This is a genomic window from Pseudomonas furukawaii (genome assembly GCF_002355475.1).
In the GTDB taxonomy this organism is placed as follows: Bacteria; Pseudomonadota; Gammaproteobacteria; order Pseudomonadales; family Pseudomonadaceae; genus Metapseudomonas; species Metapseudomonas furukawaii.
In genome coordinates this window covers 4,184,669-4,199,216 of sequence record NZ_AP014862.1, presented here as the reverse complement: position 1 = coordinate 4,199,216, position 14,548 = coordinate 4,184,669, and the positions used below count along the sequence as shown (strand labels likewise).

The 14,548-nt window shown below is 66.9% G+C and carries 10 protein-coding genes; all 10 read right to left on the bottom strand.

Annotated features, from left to right (window positions below):
* Positions 1-215: 215 nt before the first annotated feature.
* Positions 216-620: a hypothetical protein gene (locus KF707C_RS19360; protein ID WP_003448271.1), complete on the bottom strand. Its 405-nt coding sequence runs from the start codon at positions 618-620 to the stop codon at positions 216-218.
* Between the two features lie 11 nt (positions 621-631).
* A complete protein-coding gene (locus tag KF707C_RS19355) occupies positions 632-1,738 on the bottom strand; it encodes a porin (RefSeq protein WP_003448270.1) in 1,107 nt (368 codons plus the stop codon).
* An 83-nt stretch (positions 1,739-1,821) separates the two neighbouring features.
* The gene (locus KF707C_RS19350) at positions 1,822-3,441 is read right to left on the bottom strand and encodes a methyl-accepting chemotaxis protein (protein ID WP_003448269.1); all 1,620 of its coding nucleotides are present in this window, start codon (positions 3,439-3,441) and stop codon (positions 1,822-1,824) included.
* A 786-nt stretch (positions 3,442-4,227) separates the two neighbouring features.
* Entirely contained in the window at positions 4,228-4,935 is a 708-nt protein-coding gene (locus tag KF707C_RS19345; protein ID WP_051050669.1) for a TetR/AcrR family transcriptional regulator, read from the bottom strand.
* Positions 4,936-5,085: 150 nt separating this feature from the next.
* On the bottom strand, positions 5,086-5,502 hold the full coding sequence (locus KF707C_RS19340) for a RidA family protein (RefSeq protein WP_003448267.1): 417 nt from the start codon (positions 5,500-5,502) through the stop codon (positions 5,086-5,088).
* Positions 5,503-5,736: 234 nt separating this feature from the next.
* Positions 5,737-6,519 carry an SDR family NAD(P)-dependent oxidoreductase gene (locus KF707C_RS19335; protein WP_003448266.1) on the bottom strand — a complete coding sequence of 261 codons (783 nt, stop codon included), beginning with the start codon at positions 6,517-6,519 and terminating at the stop codon, positions 5,737-5,739.
* Positions 6,519-7,703: an acetyl-CoA C-acyltransferase gene (locus KF707C_RS19330; RefSeq protein WP_003448265.1), complete on the bottom strand. Its 1,185-nt coding sequence runs from the start codon at positions 7,701-7,703 to the stop codon at positions 6,519-6,521. The genes KF707C_RS19335 and KF707C_RS19330 overlap by 1 nt, the downstream gene beginning before the upstream one ends.
* A 50-nt stretch (positions 7,704-7,753) precedes the next feature.
* Entirely contained in the window at positions 7,754-9,865 is a 2,112-nt protein-coding gene (locus KF707C_RS19325) for a 3-hydroxyacyl-CoA dehydrogenase NAD-binding domain-containing protein (protein WP_003448264.1), read from the bottom strand.
* A gap of 60 nt (positions 9,866-9,925) precedes the next feature.
* Positions 9,926-11,728, bottom strand: a complete 1,803-nt coding sequence (locus KF707C_RS19320; protein ID WP_003448263.1) for an acyl-CoA dehydrogenase — start codon at positions 11,726-11,728, stop codon at positions 9,926-9,928.
* 134 nt (positions 11,729-11,862) lie between these two features.
* Entirely contained in the window at positions 11,863-14,535 is a 2,673-nt protein-coding gene (locus tag KF707C_RS19315) for a LuxR C-terminal-related transcriptional regulator (protein WP_003448262.1), read from the bottom strand.
* Positions 14,536-14,548 lie beyond the last annotated feature (13 nt).

The window sequence follows — 14,548 nt, the reverse complement described above, 5'->3', positions numbered from 1 at the left end:
AAAATTGGCGCAGGTTTCCCGCCAAAGGGAAGGCCGCCCGGCCCGTCTGCAAGGGGCTGCGGGTGCCGGGCTCGCTCGCTCGTGAGTCGTCGGTGCCCGGTCGGCAGGCTGACGAACGGCGGCGTGGTACGGGGCGTCCGAGGATGGGCCACCCATGGCCGGCCATCGGCAGGAGCGAGCGGGCTCGCTCCTGCCGAGGCTCCGGCCTGCGTGGTCTAGGGCAGGGCGAAAAGCACCTTCACCTTGTCGTTGATGGCGCTCTTGTCGACATAGCCGATGGCATTCGCCTCGTCGCCGACCATCGCCACCACTGACGCGTCATCGGCAGCGCTTTGCAGCGGCTGGCCCTTGCCCGTGAAGATCAGTCCGGACCAGTACGACTTGAGCTGCGATTCGCTCTTGTTGGTGACCGCGCCGTAGAACTTCTCCTTGGTAGGGTTCCAGCCTTTCTGGTCGATGCCTTTGAGGCTGGTGTCCTTGCCCAGGAAGATATTGGCCACGTCGGATTGGGTGGGGGCGGCACTGGCGCCGGCGTTGACGATCACGACCACCTCGGATCGGGCGAGGGTGGATGCCGTGGCCAGGGTGGTGGCGATGAGTGCGGTGATGAGTGGGTTCATGTGGTCACTCCTTAGAACACGAAGTCGACGCCGACGCTGACAATGTCGCCGTCGTAGTTGCGCGAGGGCGCGCCCGCCACACCGTTGCTGGCCGCGAAGACCGCGTGGTCGAAGGTTTCCTGGGCGCTCTCCACGAACGTGCCGCGATAGCCATTGCCACGGGTGTCGACCCGCTTGTATTCGCCCTTGAGGACGACGGTCGGCGTCAGGTTGTAGTTCACGCCGTAGGTCCAGGAGCCCTGGCGGCCAATGTCTTCATCCAGTTGGGCATAGGTGACGTGCATCAGTACGTCGCCGAAGCGACGGCCACCCATGAGGTAGAAGGCATCGATGCTGCCTTGCTGGTCGCCTTCGGTGTTGTTGCTGGTCCACTCGTTGGACGATAGCCAGGTCCCGTCGTCGTACTGGTAGCCGATTGAGGTGAACCGGCCCTTGCGTCGGTCCAGGCTCAGGAAGTCGATGTTTGCGGGTGACCCGCCCGGGGTGATGACCGAGGCGCTGAGGTCGGTATCGATGTCCGCTTCGGCGTAGCCCACGCGGAGCGTGCCGAAGTCGCTGGTTTCCAGGCTGACGTTCGCGGCGAAGATCTTCTTGTAGTCGATGTCGTGCAGGTCATCCATGGCGAACAGGTTGCGGTTGACCGCCTGGCCGCCGGCTAGCTGGAAAGACAGGGCGCCGATGCCGGTGGGCAGCCTGTAGAGGATGTCCCCGCCCTCGTAGTTGCTCAGCTGGACCTGGCTGTAGACCTCGTCCGGCAGCCGCAGCCAGGGGTGGGTGAAGCCGACATCGAGGGTTTCCGAGTACATGTAGATCGGCAGTCGCAGGCGGCCGGCGCGCAGGGTCAGGCCGTCGCTGGCGCCCCAGGAGAGGTAGGCCCATTCCAGGTTGCCCTTCCAGGTGTCCTGCTCCGGCTTGAGGGTGGCCTGCACGGTCACGCCCAGCGTGTCGGTGAGCCCGTACTGGATCTGGCCGCCCAGCTTGGACAACTGGTCGCCGCGCCAGCCGTCCGTGGTCTGCCCGCTGACGCCGAAGCTCCGTCCGTCATCTTCGCCGCCCAGGTGGGTGATGCCGGCGGTGCCGAAACCGTTGAGTTGATAGTCGCCCTGATCCAGGGCCATGGCCGGCGTACTCGCGATAAGACCTGCGAGACCGAGTGCTCTAATGCCTTGCATGCTTCTACTGCTCTTGTGGTTGGGAAGGGTCAGATGCGGAACTGGGCTGTGGCGCTGCGCAGATGGTCGCCCGTGCTGACCAGCTGTTCGCCCAGGCGCGCGGTGGTGTCGGCGCCTTGGGTGGTGGCCTGGGTGTCCTGCTGCAGCATCTCGGTGTCCTGCTGGATCGAACGGGAGAGACCGATCTGTTCCTGGGTGAACTGGGCGATCCCGGCGTTCAACTCATCAATCTGGCGAACGGCCCGGGTGATCGCCTCGAGGGTCAGCGTGGCCTGCTCGGAGCGTTCGATGCTGGCCCTGGCCTTCGCGCCATTCAGGGTCATGGCGTGCAGCACGCCGTTGGCGCTGCTTTGCAGGCGCTGGATGATGCTCTGGATCTCCGCGGTGGACGCGGCCGTCTTCTGGGCAAGGTTGCGAACCTCGTCGGCCACGACGGCGAAGCCTCGACCCTGCTCGCCGGCCCGTGCCGCCTCGATGGCGGCGTTCAGGGCGAGCAGGTTGGTCTGTTCGGCGATGCTGCGGATGACCGTCAGCACCGAGCCGACCTGCTGGGTCTCTTCCTCCAGCTGTTGCATGGCCTGCACCGAGCTGAGCACGCTGCTGCCCAGATCGCCGATGCTGGAGGAAAGGCTGTCGATGTTCTGCCGGGCTTCTTCGGCCTGGCGGGTGGCGGCGCTGGCTTCCTCGGAAGCCTGGCGCGAGCGCTGCGCCACTTCCTGGATGCTGCTGCTCATGGTGCCGATGTCGCGGCTGATCGATTCCGTACGCCCCTGCTGGGAGTGCGCGCTCTTTTCCGCGCCCCGCGTCAGCCGATGCAGTTCCCGGGACATCTGCTCTAGGGGGCCGGCCGTTTCGATGATCTGGCGGATGGTGCCCTGCAGCCTGTCGAGCAAGCCGTTGAACAGGCCGATCATTTCTCCGATCTCGTCCCCGGATTCGACGTTCACGTGGCGGGTCAGGTCGCCGTCGCCGCTGGCGATGGCCCTGAGCGACTGGATGACGCCCTGGATGTTGTTCATGACCTGGCGGATCACCAGTACCGAACCGATGCTGACCACCAGCAGCAGGAAAGCACTGAGTAGGTATCCGACCCGGGTGGTGGTGGCGTTGTCGGTCCTGACCTGCTTCAGGCTGCTCTGGAAGTCGGCGTAGGCGTGGCTGCGGAAGCGGTCGCCGGCTTCTTTCGCGCGCTTGAGGTCTACCGCCATGCGATCGAGATTCGGCCGCAGGTCCTCGAAGGCGGCGCCATCGAGCAGACGGTCCGAGGAGGCGAATGCATTGTCGGCATAGCGCCGGATGGCCGCTGACCAGGCCTGCAGCTCCTTCGCCCGGTCGGTTCGCGCGTCCGTCAGCGATTCCAGGTCGCGCAAGCTGGCGCTCACACCGGCCAGGACCTTGCGTGCTTCATCCAGGGTCTCCCGCTCACCGGCGGCGACTGCGCTGTTGAGCAGTCCGGGAATGCGCGAGAACTGGAAGTTCACCTTGTCGGCGGTTTCCAGTGTCGGGTAGCTCTGCTTCTCGAGGGTTACCAACCGACTGTCGTTGTCGTCCAGTTGCAGCGCCGTGTAACCCACGAACAGCAACAGGCCGATCAGTGCCACTGCGGGTGGCAGGGAGAGTTTCAGGGTCAGCGATATGGCTTTGAACATGGGTTCTGTTGCTCTCGACGGAACGAATGGACGGTTTGCAAACCTGCCTTTACCGGGACGCGTTGGTGCACTTGCCTCTGAGCCGTAGACAGGCCCACCGCAGGTCACGTCCCCGGAGCGAGGCCGATTCGCGGGCAAGCGAAGGCCGTCACAGCCGGCAGCTGCCTGCCGGCGCGTCGATGGAGCGGGTCATTGCCACGCTCAGCTCAGGGGGTGTCCCGCAGTGGGACTTGTCGGCGTTACCTGTTCATTCCGGCCCATCCATGGCCAGCCACAACCAGGCCGTATCGGCTGCCGGCGTCTCTGCGTCGGCAGCCGTCCAGGGAATAGCAGCCATCACTCTTCCTCCCGGCGGGTCAAGGCGAACGTCGGGGGCAGGTGGTGGATTTTCGGACTGAATGGATCGAGGGGGACGCGCCAGCGGACCGCTGGCGGCGTCCTCGGCGTGGAAGGGTGTGCGCTCATCGGCGACAGGTCCAACGGTGGCCGGAATGCCGGCTCGGACCGCGACAGTGCCTTGGTTCCCAGGTCCATCTTCGCCCCCACCACTTGGTTGTGGTTTGTTTATTATTTCATGCGTTGTGCAAAATACAGGAGTTTCGGTTTCGTGCAAAGCGGTACGCTGCGACTGAGTACGACAGGCACGAGATGACCCGCTTGGGCACGGCGTTTGAGTGGTATCGACAGGGGACGAGGCGACCCTCGGGCAAGCCGGATCGCCGGGCAGCGGATGGGGAGCGCGAGTGGCGGGGAGGGCGTGAAGCCGCCCTCCGAGGGGTGTGTCGATTACTGCGCGGTGGTTTCGGCTTTTGGCGAGCGCCTGGTGACCTTGGGCGGGGAAATCAGGGTGATGAGCGCATCGAGCAGGGCCTGTCCCCGCTCCGCGCTGAAGCGCTCGGGTTCGATTGGCAGCATCATGAGCCAGCCATCGCTGAAGGCGTTGATCTGGTCGGCCAGCAAGTCGGCGGGAATGTCCGCGCGAATCTTGCCTCGGCGCTGGCCATCCTCCAGTAACGACGTGGAGACCTGGCGAAAGTGGATATGGCGCTGCCTGATGAGGCTGGCGAATGCCGGCTCGTGGCGGGCATGGGCGAGCAGTTGAAGCAAGGCGAGCCAGATGTCCGGCTCTTCGAAGTTGATCCACTGGTGCCACTGCTGGATAAGCGACTTGATGTCGATTAGTTCGCGGTTGATTTCCAGGAGCGCTTCGACCTTGTCGAACAGGTTCTGGGCGACGGCACCGACCATCTCTTCCTTGTTCGCAAAGTAGTAGGTCACGGCTCCGGTGGTGCATCCAGCGTGTTGCGCTACCTTGCGCATCGAGGCGCCAGAGTAGCCTTCCCGGGCGATCACGGCGATCGCAGCAGTCAGCAGCTCGGCCCGTTTTGCGTCGTGGTCGCCGACGGGACGACCACGACGGGCGACTGGCTCGGACTCGCTTTCGCCAGCACGACGCTTGGCGCTGGGGGAGAGGCGGGAACGTGATTCAGGCATGGGGAAATTTCGATTTCATTGGGGCGATCGATCGGGGGACAGTTGCCGCAGCCAGGCCGCAAATGTCGGGGCGCGACCCAGCATAGGGAAAATGACCGAGGAAAGCACCCACCCCCGATCCACCGTGAACGGTGCGCCCGGATGGCGACCTCAGGTATCGCCGCAGCCCGCGACTGCGACGGCGCGAATTTCCACGCGCAACCCGGGGATGGCCAATTGAGAGATGCCGACTGCGGTCCACGCGGGATAGCGGTCGGGGAAGTACTGGTCCTTGACCGCTGCGAAGGCCGGCATGTCGCCCTGGAGTTCGGTGTGGAAAGTCATCAGCTCGACGACATCGGCCAGGCTCGCGCCAGCCGCCTCCAGCACATGCTTCAGGGCCTGAAAGGCGAGGTGCGACTGCTCCTCGACATCCTTGCCGGGGGTCATGCCGGCATCGACCCCGACCTGGCCTGATACCCAGATCATGTCGCCGACGCGGGTCGCCTGCGAGAAGTGGAAATGGTCATAGATCGCCTGGGTCGGCGGCGGGTTGATGGATTGCCGTTTCAGGTTCTGGGTCATCATCGCGTGGTCTCCAATCGAACGGTTCGGTCGAACGGGTTGGAGCGTAGCGGCATGATTTTTTTAGCGCAACATTAGTTATGTAAATATTCCCGGGGCTCAGGGACCCCGAATGCTCCGCGCGGACGAGGCGGGACGTCCGATCAGCAGCCGGCGCATCGGCGCTTCGATGGCGGACGCCGGGGGAGGGGCGGTGACGCATGGGCCGGTGCTGTCCGGCCCATGCACGCGGGCTGGTTAGAGGCTGCCCACCAGATGCCCGCCATCCACCGCGAGGATGGCGCCGGACATGTAGGCACCGGCTTCGCTGGCCAGCAGCAGGAACGGGCCTTCCAGTTCCTGCAGGTTGCCCAGGCGGCGCATGGGCACGGCATCGCGTATGTAGGCCTGGCCCTTGTCGCTGTCGAAGTAGGCGTCGTTCATCTCCGTCTTGAAGTAGCCCGGTGCGATGGCGTTGACACGGATCTGGTAGCGCGCCAGTTCCAGCGCCAGGGACTTGGTCAGCTGCACCACGCCGGCCTTGGCCGCGCAGTAATGGCTGTAGCCGTTGCCGACGCGCAGCCCGAGGATCGAGGCGATGTTGATGATGCTGCCGCCACGTTCGGCCTTCGCCAGCCGCTGGGCGGCCACCTGGGCGACGCGCCAGACGCCGTCGAGGTTGGTGGAGAGCATGGCGCGCCAGTCGTCCTCGCTGATCGCCAGCGGGCGCTGGCCGCTGCCGATACCGGCATTGTTGAGCACCACGTCGACCACCCCGAAGTGCGCCTCGGCGGCATCGAAGGCCGCCTCGACGCTGGCACGGTCGGTGACGTCGAGGGCGACGGAGAACGCCTGTCCGCCCTCCGCTCGGATGTCGTTGGCGACTTGTTCGAGCCTTTCGACGCGGCGGGCGGCGAGCACCACCTGTGCGCCGGCGCGACCGGCGACCCGCGCCAGGTGCATGCCGATGCCGCTGGAGGCGCCGGTGACCAGCACGGTGCGACCGGCCAGGGAGAATTGTTTCGCGAAGTCAGCTTTCATCAGAACACCTCGAACAGGCCGGCAGCGCCCATGCCACCACCCACGCACATGGTCACCACCACATACCTCACGCCACGGCGTTTGCCTTCCAGCAGGGCGTGGCCGACCATGCGCGCCCCACTCATGCCATAGGGGTGGCCGATGGCAATGGCACCGCCGTTGACGTTGTAGCGGTCGTTGTCGATGCCCAGCTTGTCGCGGCAGTAGATGGCCTGGCAGGCGAAGGCTTCGTTGAGTTCCCACAGGCCGATGTCATCGATCCTCAGGCCGTGCTGCTTGAGCAGCTTGGGTACCGCGAGCACCGGGCCGATGCCCATTTCTTCCGGTGCCAGGCCGGCGACGGCGATGCCACGGTAGGCACCCAGCGGCTCCAGGTTGCGCTGCTCGGCCAGGCGGCCGTCCATCAGCACGCAGGCGCTGGCGCCGTCGGAGAGCTGGCTGGCGTTGCCGGCGGTGATGCAGCCGCCTTCCACCACCGGCTTGAGCCGGGTCAGGTCCTCGAGCACCGTCTGCGCCCGGTTGCCTTCGTCGAGGCGCAGGGTGACGTCCTCGAAGCTGACCGCACCGGTGGCCTTGTCGACCACCTGCTTGGTGGCGGTCACCGGGACGATCTCGCCGTCGAACAGGCCGGCGGCCTGGGCCGCCGCGGTGCGCTGCTGGGACTGCAGCGAGTAGGCGTCCTGGGCTTCGCGGCTGATGCCGTAGCGCTGGGCCACCAGCTCGGCGGTGTGCAGCATCGGCATGTAGGCGTGCTCGGCGTTGCGCATCACCTGTTCGTCGCGCTCGGCGAAGGACCATTCCATATGGCGGTTCTGTACCAGGCTGATCTGTTCCTGGCCGGCGCCGATGGTGACCTGCATGCCGTCGACCATGATCTGCTTGGCGGCGGTGGCGATGGCCATTAGGCCGGAGGCGCACTGGCGGTCGAGGGTCTGGCCGCTGACCGACAGCGGCAGCCCGGAGGCCAGGGCGGCCATGCGGCCGAGGTTCCAGCCGGCGGTGCCGCCGGGCATCGCGGTGCCCATCACCAGGTCTTCGATTTCGGCGGCCTCGATGCCGGCGCGCTCGACCGCGGCACGGATCGCGTGGCTGGCCATGCTCGGCGACTTGAGGTTGTTGAAGGCACCGCGGAACGCCTTGCCGATCGGCGTGCGGGCGGTGGAGAGGATGACGGCTTCTTTCATGACGCGGGTGTCCTGTATGAAGAGGCCCGTTGGCCGGGCCCGGAAGGGGGTCAGATCTTCTCGATGCGTGCCCGGCCGGCGGCCACCAGGCGCTCCAGCAGCGCAGCGGGCTTGAACCACATCTCGCCGTACCCGCCGAGCGTGCGGCGATAGTGCTGGATGCCGGCGAGCACCTTGTCCAGGCCGAGCTGTTCGGCGTAGTGCAGGGGGCCGCCGAGGTGGGCGGGGAAGCCGTAGCCGTTGATCCACACCAGGTCGATGTCGCTGGCGCGCAGGGCGATGCCTTCGTCCAGCAGCTGGATGCCCTCGTTGATCAGCATGAACAGGCAGCGGTCATGGATCTCCTGGTCGCCGACGGGGCGCCGCGGGACGTGCAGCTCGCCGGCCAGGCGTTCCGCCAGCGCGACCACCTCGTAGTCCTCCTGGCGATTGCGTCCCTCGTAGAGGTAGAAGCCGCGTCCGGTCTTCTGTCCGTGTCGGCCCTGGGCATAGAGTTCGTCGCCGAGGCGGCAGTAGCTTTCGTCATGGGCGAAGGCGGCGCGATTCGAGTTACGCACCAGGAAGTTCACATCGATACCGGCCAGGTCCAGCATGCTGAACACGCCCATGTTCAGGTCGAGGTCGGTGAGCACCTTGTCCACCTGGGTCGGGGTGGCGCCCTCCAGCACCAGGCGATGGGCTTCGCGGGAGTAGGGCTCGAGCATGCGGTTGCCGATGAAGCCGAAGCACACGCCGGAGATCACCGGCAGCTTGCCGATGCGCTTGGCGATTTTCATGGTGGTGGCCAGCACGTCGGGGGCGGTGGCCTTGCCGCGCACCACTTCAAGCAGGCGCATGACGTTGGCCGGGCTGAAGAAGTGCAGGCCGATCACGTCCTGCGGGCGGGAGGTGCTCGCCGCGATGACGTCGACGTCCAGCGACGAGGTGTTGCTGGCGAGGATGGCGCCCGGCTTGCACAACCGATCGAGCTCGCGGAACACCTGCTGCTTGATCTCCAGCTTCTCGAACACCGCCTCGATCACCAGGTCGGCGTCGGCCAGGTCGGCGTAGTCGAGGGTGCCGAACAGCAGCTCCATGCGCTGTTCCAGTTGTGCGGCCGTCAGCTTGCCGCGCTTGACGCTGATCTCGTAGTTCTTGCGGATGTTCGCCAGGCCGCAATCCAGTGCCTCGCCCTTCTGCTCGAGCAGGGCCACCGGGATACCCGCGTTGACGAAGTTCATCGCGATACCGCCACCCATGGTGCCGGCCCCGATCACCGCGACCTTCTCGATCCTGCGCAGCGGAATGTCCGCCTCGATGCCGGGAATCCGACCGGCCTCGCGCTCGGCGAAGAACACATGGCGCAATGCGGCCGATTGCTTCGATGCCTCGGCTTCCTTGAACAGCTCGTGCTCACGGACCAGGCCCTCGGCCAGCGGCAGGTTGCAGGCAGCTTCCACGGCGGCGAGCACCAGGCGCGGCGCCAGGCGGCTCTTCCAGCGCGGTTCGTTGGCCGCGCGGAACTGGCTGAGGAAGTCGGCGGCAACGCTCTCGGCCGGGTTGGCGAAGCGGCTGGTGCGCTGGGCCGGGGCGCGCTGGTCGAGCAGCTCGCGGGCGAAGGCCCGTGCGTCGTCCAGCAGGCTTTCCTTGCCACTGGCCAGGCGATCGAGGAGGCCGAGTTCGAAGGCGCGCCCGGCGCCGATGGGCTGGCCGGAAATCATCATGTCCAGTGCCGGTTCGACACCGATCAGGCGCGGCAGCCGCTGGGTGCCACCGGCACCCGGCAGCAGGCCCAGGTTGATTTCCGGCAGGCCGAGGCGGGCGTCGGGTTCGCTGATCCGGTAACCGCAGGCCAGGGCCAGTTCCAGGCCGCCACCGAGGGCGAGGGTGCCGATGGCGGCGATCAGCGGCTTGTCCAGCGCGGTCAGGCGCAGCAGCAGGTTGGGCAGGTCCGGCGCGGCGAACGAGGCCTCGCTGCCGAATTCGCCGATGTCGGCACCGGCGCAGAACAGGCCGTGGGCGCCGTGGAGGATGATGGCCTGCACCGAGGCGTCGGCGGCGGCGCGCTCGCAAGCGTCGAGGATGGCGGCGCGCAGGGGCTGGCCGAGGGCGTTGACCGGCGGGCGGGCCAGGCCAATCAGGGCCAGGCCGTCTTCTACGCGGTAATTCACCAATGTGGTCATCTCAGGTACTCCGGGAATCGATGAAAGCGTGGAGCGAATGGGGCGGGTAGCGGGACAGGGTCAGAACCAGGCGTTCTGCATGTCGAAGCACAACCGGTTGCCGGCGCTGAGCAGGCGGGCCTGGCTGTCCAGTCCGGCCAGTTCCCAGTCCATGAAGTAGCGCGCGGCGTGCACCTTGCCCTGGTAGAAGTCGGCCTCGCTGCCAAGGGCGCCACCGGCCAGCGCGCGACTGGCGACCAGCGCCTGGCGGAGCCAGATCCAGCCCACCACGACGCGGCCGAACAGGTCGAGGTAGGCGGTGGCGTTGGAGAGGCCGAGGTGGGCGTCGGCGGCGACCTGCGCCTGCAGGTCCCGGGTGACGCGCTCGAGGATGCCCAGCGCGTCGCCGAGGGCGGCGGCCAGCGGCGCACAGGTGGGATCGCCGGCGGCCCGGTCCAGGCTGGCGCGGGCCTCGGCGAGGAACAGCCGGTAGCCCTTGCCATCGTGGTAGCCCAGCTTGCGGCCCAGCAGGTCGAGGCCATGGATGCCTTCGGTGCCTTCGTGGATCGGGTTCAAGCGGTTGTCGCGGTAGTACTGTTCCAGCGGGTATTCGCGGATGTAACCGGAGCCGCCGAGCACCTGGATGCCGAGGTCGGAGGCGATCACGCCGTACTTCGACGGGTAGGACTTGACCATCGGGATCAGCAGGTCGAGCAGTTCCGCGGCGTCCTCGCGGGTAGCCGCGTCGGGCGCGGTGTGGGCGTCCTCGAACAGGCTGCTGGCGTAGAGGCACAGCGACAGGCTGCCCTCGGCATAGGTCTTCTGCTGCAGCAGCATGCGGCGCACGTCGGCGTGCTCGACGATGCGCACCTGGGGCGACAGCGGGTCCTTGGCGCCGGGCAGTCGGCCCTGGGGCCGCTCGCGGGCGTAGTCGAGGGCATGGATGTAGCTCTGGTAGGCCAGGGCGGAGGCGCCCAGGGCCACGCCGATGCGTGCCTCGTTCATCATCTGGAACATGTAGGCGAGGCCCTTGTTGGCCTCGCCCACCAGGTAGCCGACCGCACCGTCCTTTTCACCGAAGCTGAGTACGGTGGAGGTGGTATTGCGGTAGCCCATCTTGTGCAGCAGGCCGGCCAGCGCCACGTCGTTGCGCGGGCCCAGGTTGCCGTCCTGGTCGACCAGGAACTTCGGCACCAGGAACAGGGAGATGCCCTTGACCCCGGCCGGCGCGCCCTCGATGCGGGCCAGCACCATGTGCACGATGTTGTCGGTCAGCTCGTGGTCGCCGCCGGAGATGAACATCTTCTGGCCGAACACCCGGTAGCTGCCGTCAGTGGCCGGGCGCGCGGTGGTGCGGATGTCGCCCAGCGCCGAGCCCTGGCCGGGTTCGGTGAGGGCCATGGTGCCGCTGTAGCGACCGTCGAGCATCGGCGGCAGGAAGCGCTGGCGCAGGGCGTCGCTGGCGAAGCTCTTGACCAGGTTGGCCGCGCCGATGGTGAGGAAGGAGTAGCCGGCGCTGGCGATGTTGGCTGCATTGAAGTAGGCCATGCAGGCGCGCAGGACCACCTCCGGCAACTGCAGGCCGCCGTCCTCCGCATCGTGGTGCGCGGCGTGGAATCCGGCTTCGGCCAGGGCGTCCCAGGCGGCCTTGGTTTCCGGAATCAGGGTGACCTTCTCGCCGTCGAAGGTCGGCTCGTTGGCGTCGCCCTTGTGGTTGTGCGGGGCGAGGTATTCGGCGGCGATGCTCCGCGCAGTCTCCAGGGTGGCATCGAACACGGCTCGGTCGTGCTCGGCATAGCGCGGGCGTTGCAGCAGCGCTTCGGTGTCGAGCATCTCGTAGAGCTGGAAGCTCAGTTCGCGCTCATTGAGCAGCTTGTCGGTCATGGCGTTCTCGTCAGGCAGGGAAAGCTGGTGCCCGTTGTAGCAAAGGGCCTGGCGCCGGCGCGTCGAACCGAGGGTGGAAATCAGGGTGGAATTTGGGGGGAGGAGGGTGGAGCGAGCAGTTCGATCGGCCCGCTTCAGTCCACCAGCTTCAGGGCGCGGGCCGCCTGCAGTGCGCTGTCGCGGTCGCCGGCATCGAGCTTGCGGAACAGGTTGTTGATGTGGGTCTTCACCGTGCTCAGGCTGATGTAGAGGCCATCGGCGATCTGCTGGTTGCCCTGGCCGCGGGCCATTCGCCGCAGCACGTCCTGCTCGCGGCGGGTCAGGGGCTCGGGCAGTGGCTGATGGGCGACGTCGACCTCGCTGTGCAGGCCGCGCAACAGCCGCGCCAGGCGCTCGGGAGGCGGCAGCGGCTGTTCCAGGCCGAGCTGGCGGCGGGTCTGCGGGTTGAGCAACTGGCGGAACAGCTCGCCGAGCGCCTGGCCTTCCAGCTGCATCAGTTGCCCGAAGCCGTGCCGTGTCGCCAGTTGCAGTGCCTGTTCCAGGCTGCCCAGCGCCGCCTCCCGGTCGCCGCTGTCGCGGTGGAGCGTGGCGTCGAGCAGGTGCAGGTCGAGGCGCAGGCGCTGAAGGCTCTCGGCCTCCGCCAGCTCGTGCAGGTTGTCGGCGATCTGCCGGGCGCTGGCGTGCTGGCCGAGGTGGCGCTGGACCCAGGCGTAGGCCAGCCATTCCTCGGGCATCAGCTCCGCGCCGTAGCGGCGGCGGCACCCGTGCCACTCCTTGAGCCAGGCGAGGATGAAGTCCTGGTCGTGCTCGCACCCGGCCAACCGGGCCTGGTAGGCGCCGATCTGCCGGTACAGGGCGAACAGCTTGAACTGCCGGGCCAGGCGCCGGGCTTCGTCCCAGCGGGATCGAGCCAGGCGTGTTTCGCCCTGGGCCAGCAGCCGGCAGGCCTGATAGTGGAGCACCCAGGGCAGGCCGGCGCTGTGCGGGAAGGCCAGCGCGATGGCTTCCGCCTGGCTCAGGCGCTGGGCGGCCTGCTCCAGGTGATTCTGTTCGAGCAGGACGATGCCCTGGCCCAGTTGCTGGAACAGGTCGTAGAACGAACCGGGCGCGCCGGGAGGCGAATGCAGGCCGAGGAATCGCGCGCCGGCTTTCTCGACGTCGCCTTGCGCCAGCTCGATCTGGCCGAGCAGCAGCTGCAGCATGTTCGTGTAGCCGCTGAAGCCCAGTGCCTCCAGTTCGGCAAGGGCCCGGCCCGCCGTAGAGCTGGCCTGGTGGGCACGGCCAAGGGAGAAGAGGCAGATTGCGCGGTTGAACAGCAGGACAGCAGTCGCCGCGCTGGAGGCGGGGTACTGGTCCATGGCGCGGTCCACGAGGCGCAGGCCGTGATTGAAGTTGCCACCCAGGGCGGCCAGTCGGCTGCGCAGGAATGCGAGGGTCTGGTGGATGCGCTCGGAGCGGCGCTCGGGCACCTCGTGACGGCGGATCAGGCGTTGCAGCCGCTGCAGGCAGGCGCTCGCGTGGGTGATGTCGTTGGTGACTATCACGGTGCTCGCCTCGGTCACGGCCAGGGTGAAATGCTCGGGTGCGTTTTCGCCCGGCACCTTGGCGAGGAAGTCGACGATGCTGTTGACCTGTCCCTCACGCAGCAGGTCGAAGCAGTGCTGCTCGAGCGCAGCCAGCAGGCGGTTGAAGTCCCGGGCCCGGCCGAGCTGGTAGACGGCCTCGGCGTAATGGCGCTGGGTGAGCAGCCAGTCGGCGGCTTGCAGGTGCAACTGGTTGAGCAGGTTCGGATCCTGCTGGTGAAGTGACTGATAGAGCGTGCGGCGCAGCAGCGGGTGGAGGCGGAACACCAGTCGTTCGCCCTTGCGCTGCTGGATGAACAGGTCCTGGCGCTGCAACTGGTGGATCAACTGGGCGGCGTTGTCCTGGCCTCCGATGTAGGCCGCGAGGCGGGTGTCGAATGCGCTGACCACGGACAGGCGGGAAAGGAAGCGCAGCAGCGGTGGCGCCAGTCGTTGCAGGACCTCTTCATGGAAGAACCGGGCGACCTGCTCGAACGCGTGTTGCGACAGGAATGCCGGGGCATCGACCGAGCTGAAATCCGACAGCTTCGCGCCCGAACAGGTGCCGAGACCGAACAGGACGCCACTGAACCAGCCTTCGCTCTCGGCCCGAAGCAGGTACACGAGATCGCTGTCCAGGCTCTGCCCCCGGGCGCTTGCCAGCTCGCGGATTTCGCCGCTGTCCAGAACGAGGTCCCGGACGTCCAGCGTCTGCAGGCGTTGATCGCGTTGCAGGTGGCTGAGCGCAATGGCGGGCTCCCCTTCGCAGGCGGCCAGCAGATGAAGGTGCTTCGGCGGGTGGCGGAGGAGTTCGTCGAGGTAACGGCAGGCATTACGGGAACGCAGCAGGTGGAGATCGTCCAGGACCAGCGTGAAGCGAGCCTCGCGGCTCTCCAGGTGATTGAGGAGAGTCGTCCACAGGCTCGCCTCGGCAGCGCGACCCGGTGTCAGGTCCGGTATTGGCAGTTCGAGCGCATGACAGAGCTGTGCCAGCAGTTCGAGCGGTTGATTGTCGCTGTCATCCAGCCGGTACCACGCCCAGGGCAGGCCCGAATCACTCAGCGCGAGTACATGCTGCGCGAGGAGCGTGCTTTTCCCGTAGCCCAGGGGCGCCCTGAGCAGGCTCAACAGCCTGCCGTCACCGGCGGCTTCGCCCAGGCGTTTCAGCAATGCCGGGCGGGGCAGGCTGATGGCTGGCACCTGCGGCGGGCGGAGCTTGTTGCGCTTGGGGGAGGGCTGCTTCATCTCGGGTCGGTCC

What these genes read in the sequence shown, in the direction of transcription:
- KF707C_RS19360 (WP_003448271.1), bottom strand. Translation starts at nt 620, where the DNA reads ATGAACCCACTCATCACCGCACTCATCGCCACCACCCTGGCCACGGCA.
- KF707C_RS19355 (WP_003448270.1), bottom strand. Translation starts at nt 1,738, where the DNA reads ATGGCCCTGGATCAGGGCGACTATCAACTCAACGGTTTCGGCACCGCC.
- KF707C_RS19350 (WP_003448269.1), bottom strand. Translation starts at nt 3,441, where the DNA reads ATGTTCAAAGCCATATCGCTGACCCTGAAACTCTCCCTGCCACCCGCA.
- KF707C_RS19345 (WP_051050669.1), bottom strand. Translation starts at nt 4,935, where the DNA reads ATGCCTGAATCACGTTCCCGCCTCTCCCCCAGCGCCAAGCGTCGTGCT.
- KF707C_RS19340 (WP_003448267.1), bottom strand. Translation starts at nt 5,502, where the DNA reads ATGATGACCCAGAACCTGAAACGGCAATCCATCAACCCGCCGCCGACC.
- KF707C_RS19335 (WP_003448266.1), bottom strand. Translation starts at nt 6,519, where the DNA reads ATGAAAGCTGACTTCGCGAAACAATTCTCCCTGGCCGGTCGCACCGTG.
- KF707C_RS19330 (WP_003448265.1), bottom strand. Translation starts at nt 7,703, where the DNA reads ATGAAAGAAGCCGTCATCCTCTCCACCGCCCGCACGCCGATCGGCAAG.
- KF707C_RS19325 (WP_003448264.1), bottom strand. Translation starts at nt 9,865, where the DNA reads ATGACCACATTGGTGAATTACCGCGTAGAAGACGGCCTGGCCCTGATT.
- KF707C_RS19320 (WP_003448263.1), bottom strand. Translation starts at nt 11,728, where the DNA reads ATGACCGACAAGCTGCTCAATGAGCGCGAACTGAGCTTCCAGCTCTAC.
- KF707C_RS19315 (WP_003448262.1), bottom strand. Translation starts at nt 14,535, where the DNA reads ATGAAGCAGCCCTCCCCCAAGCGCAACAAGCTCCGCCCGCCGCAGGTG.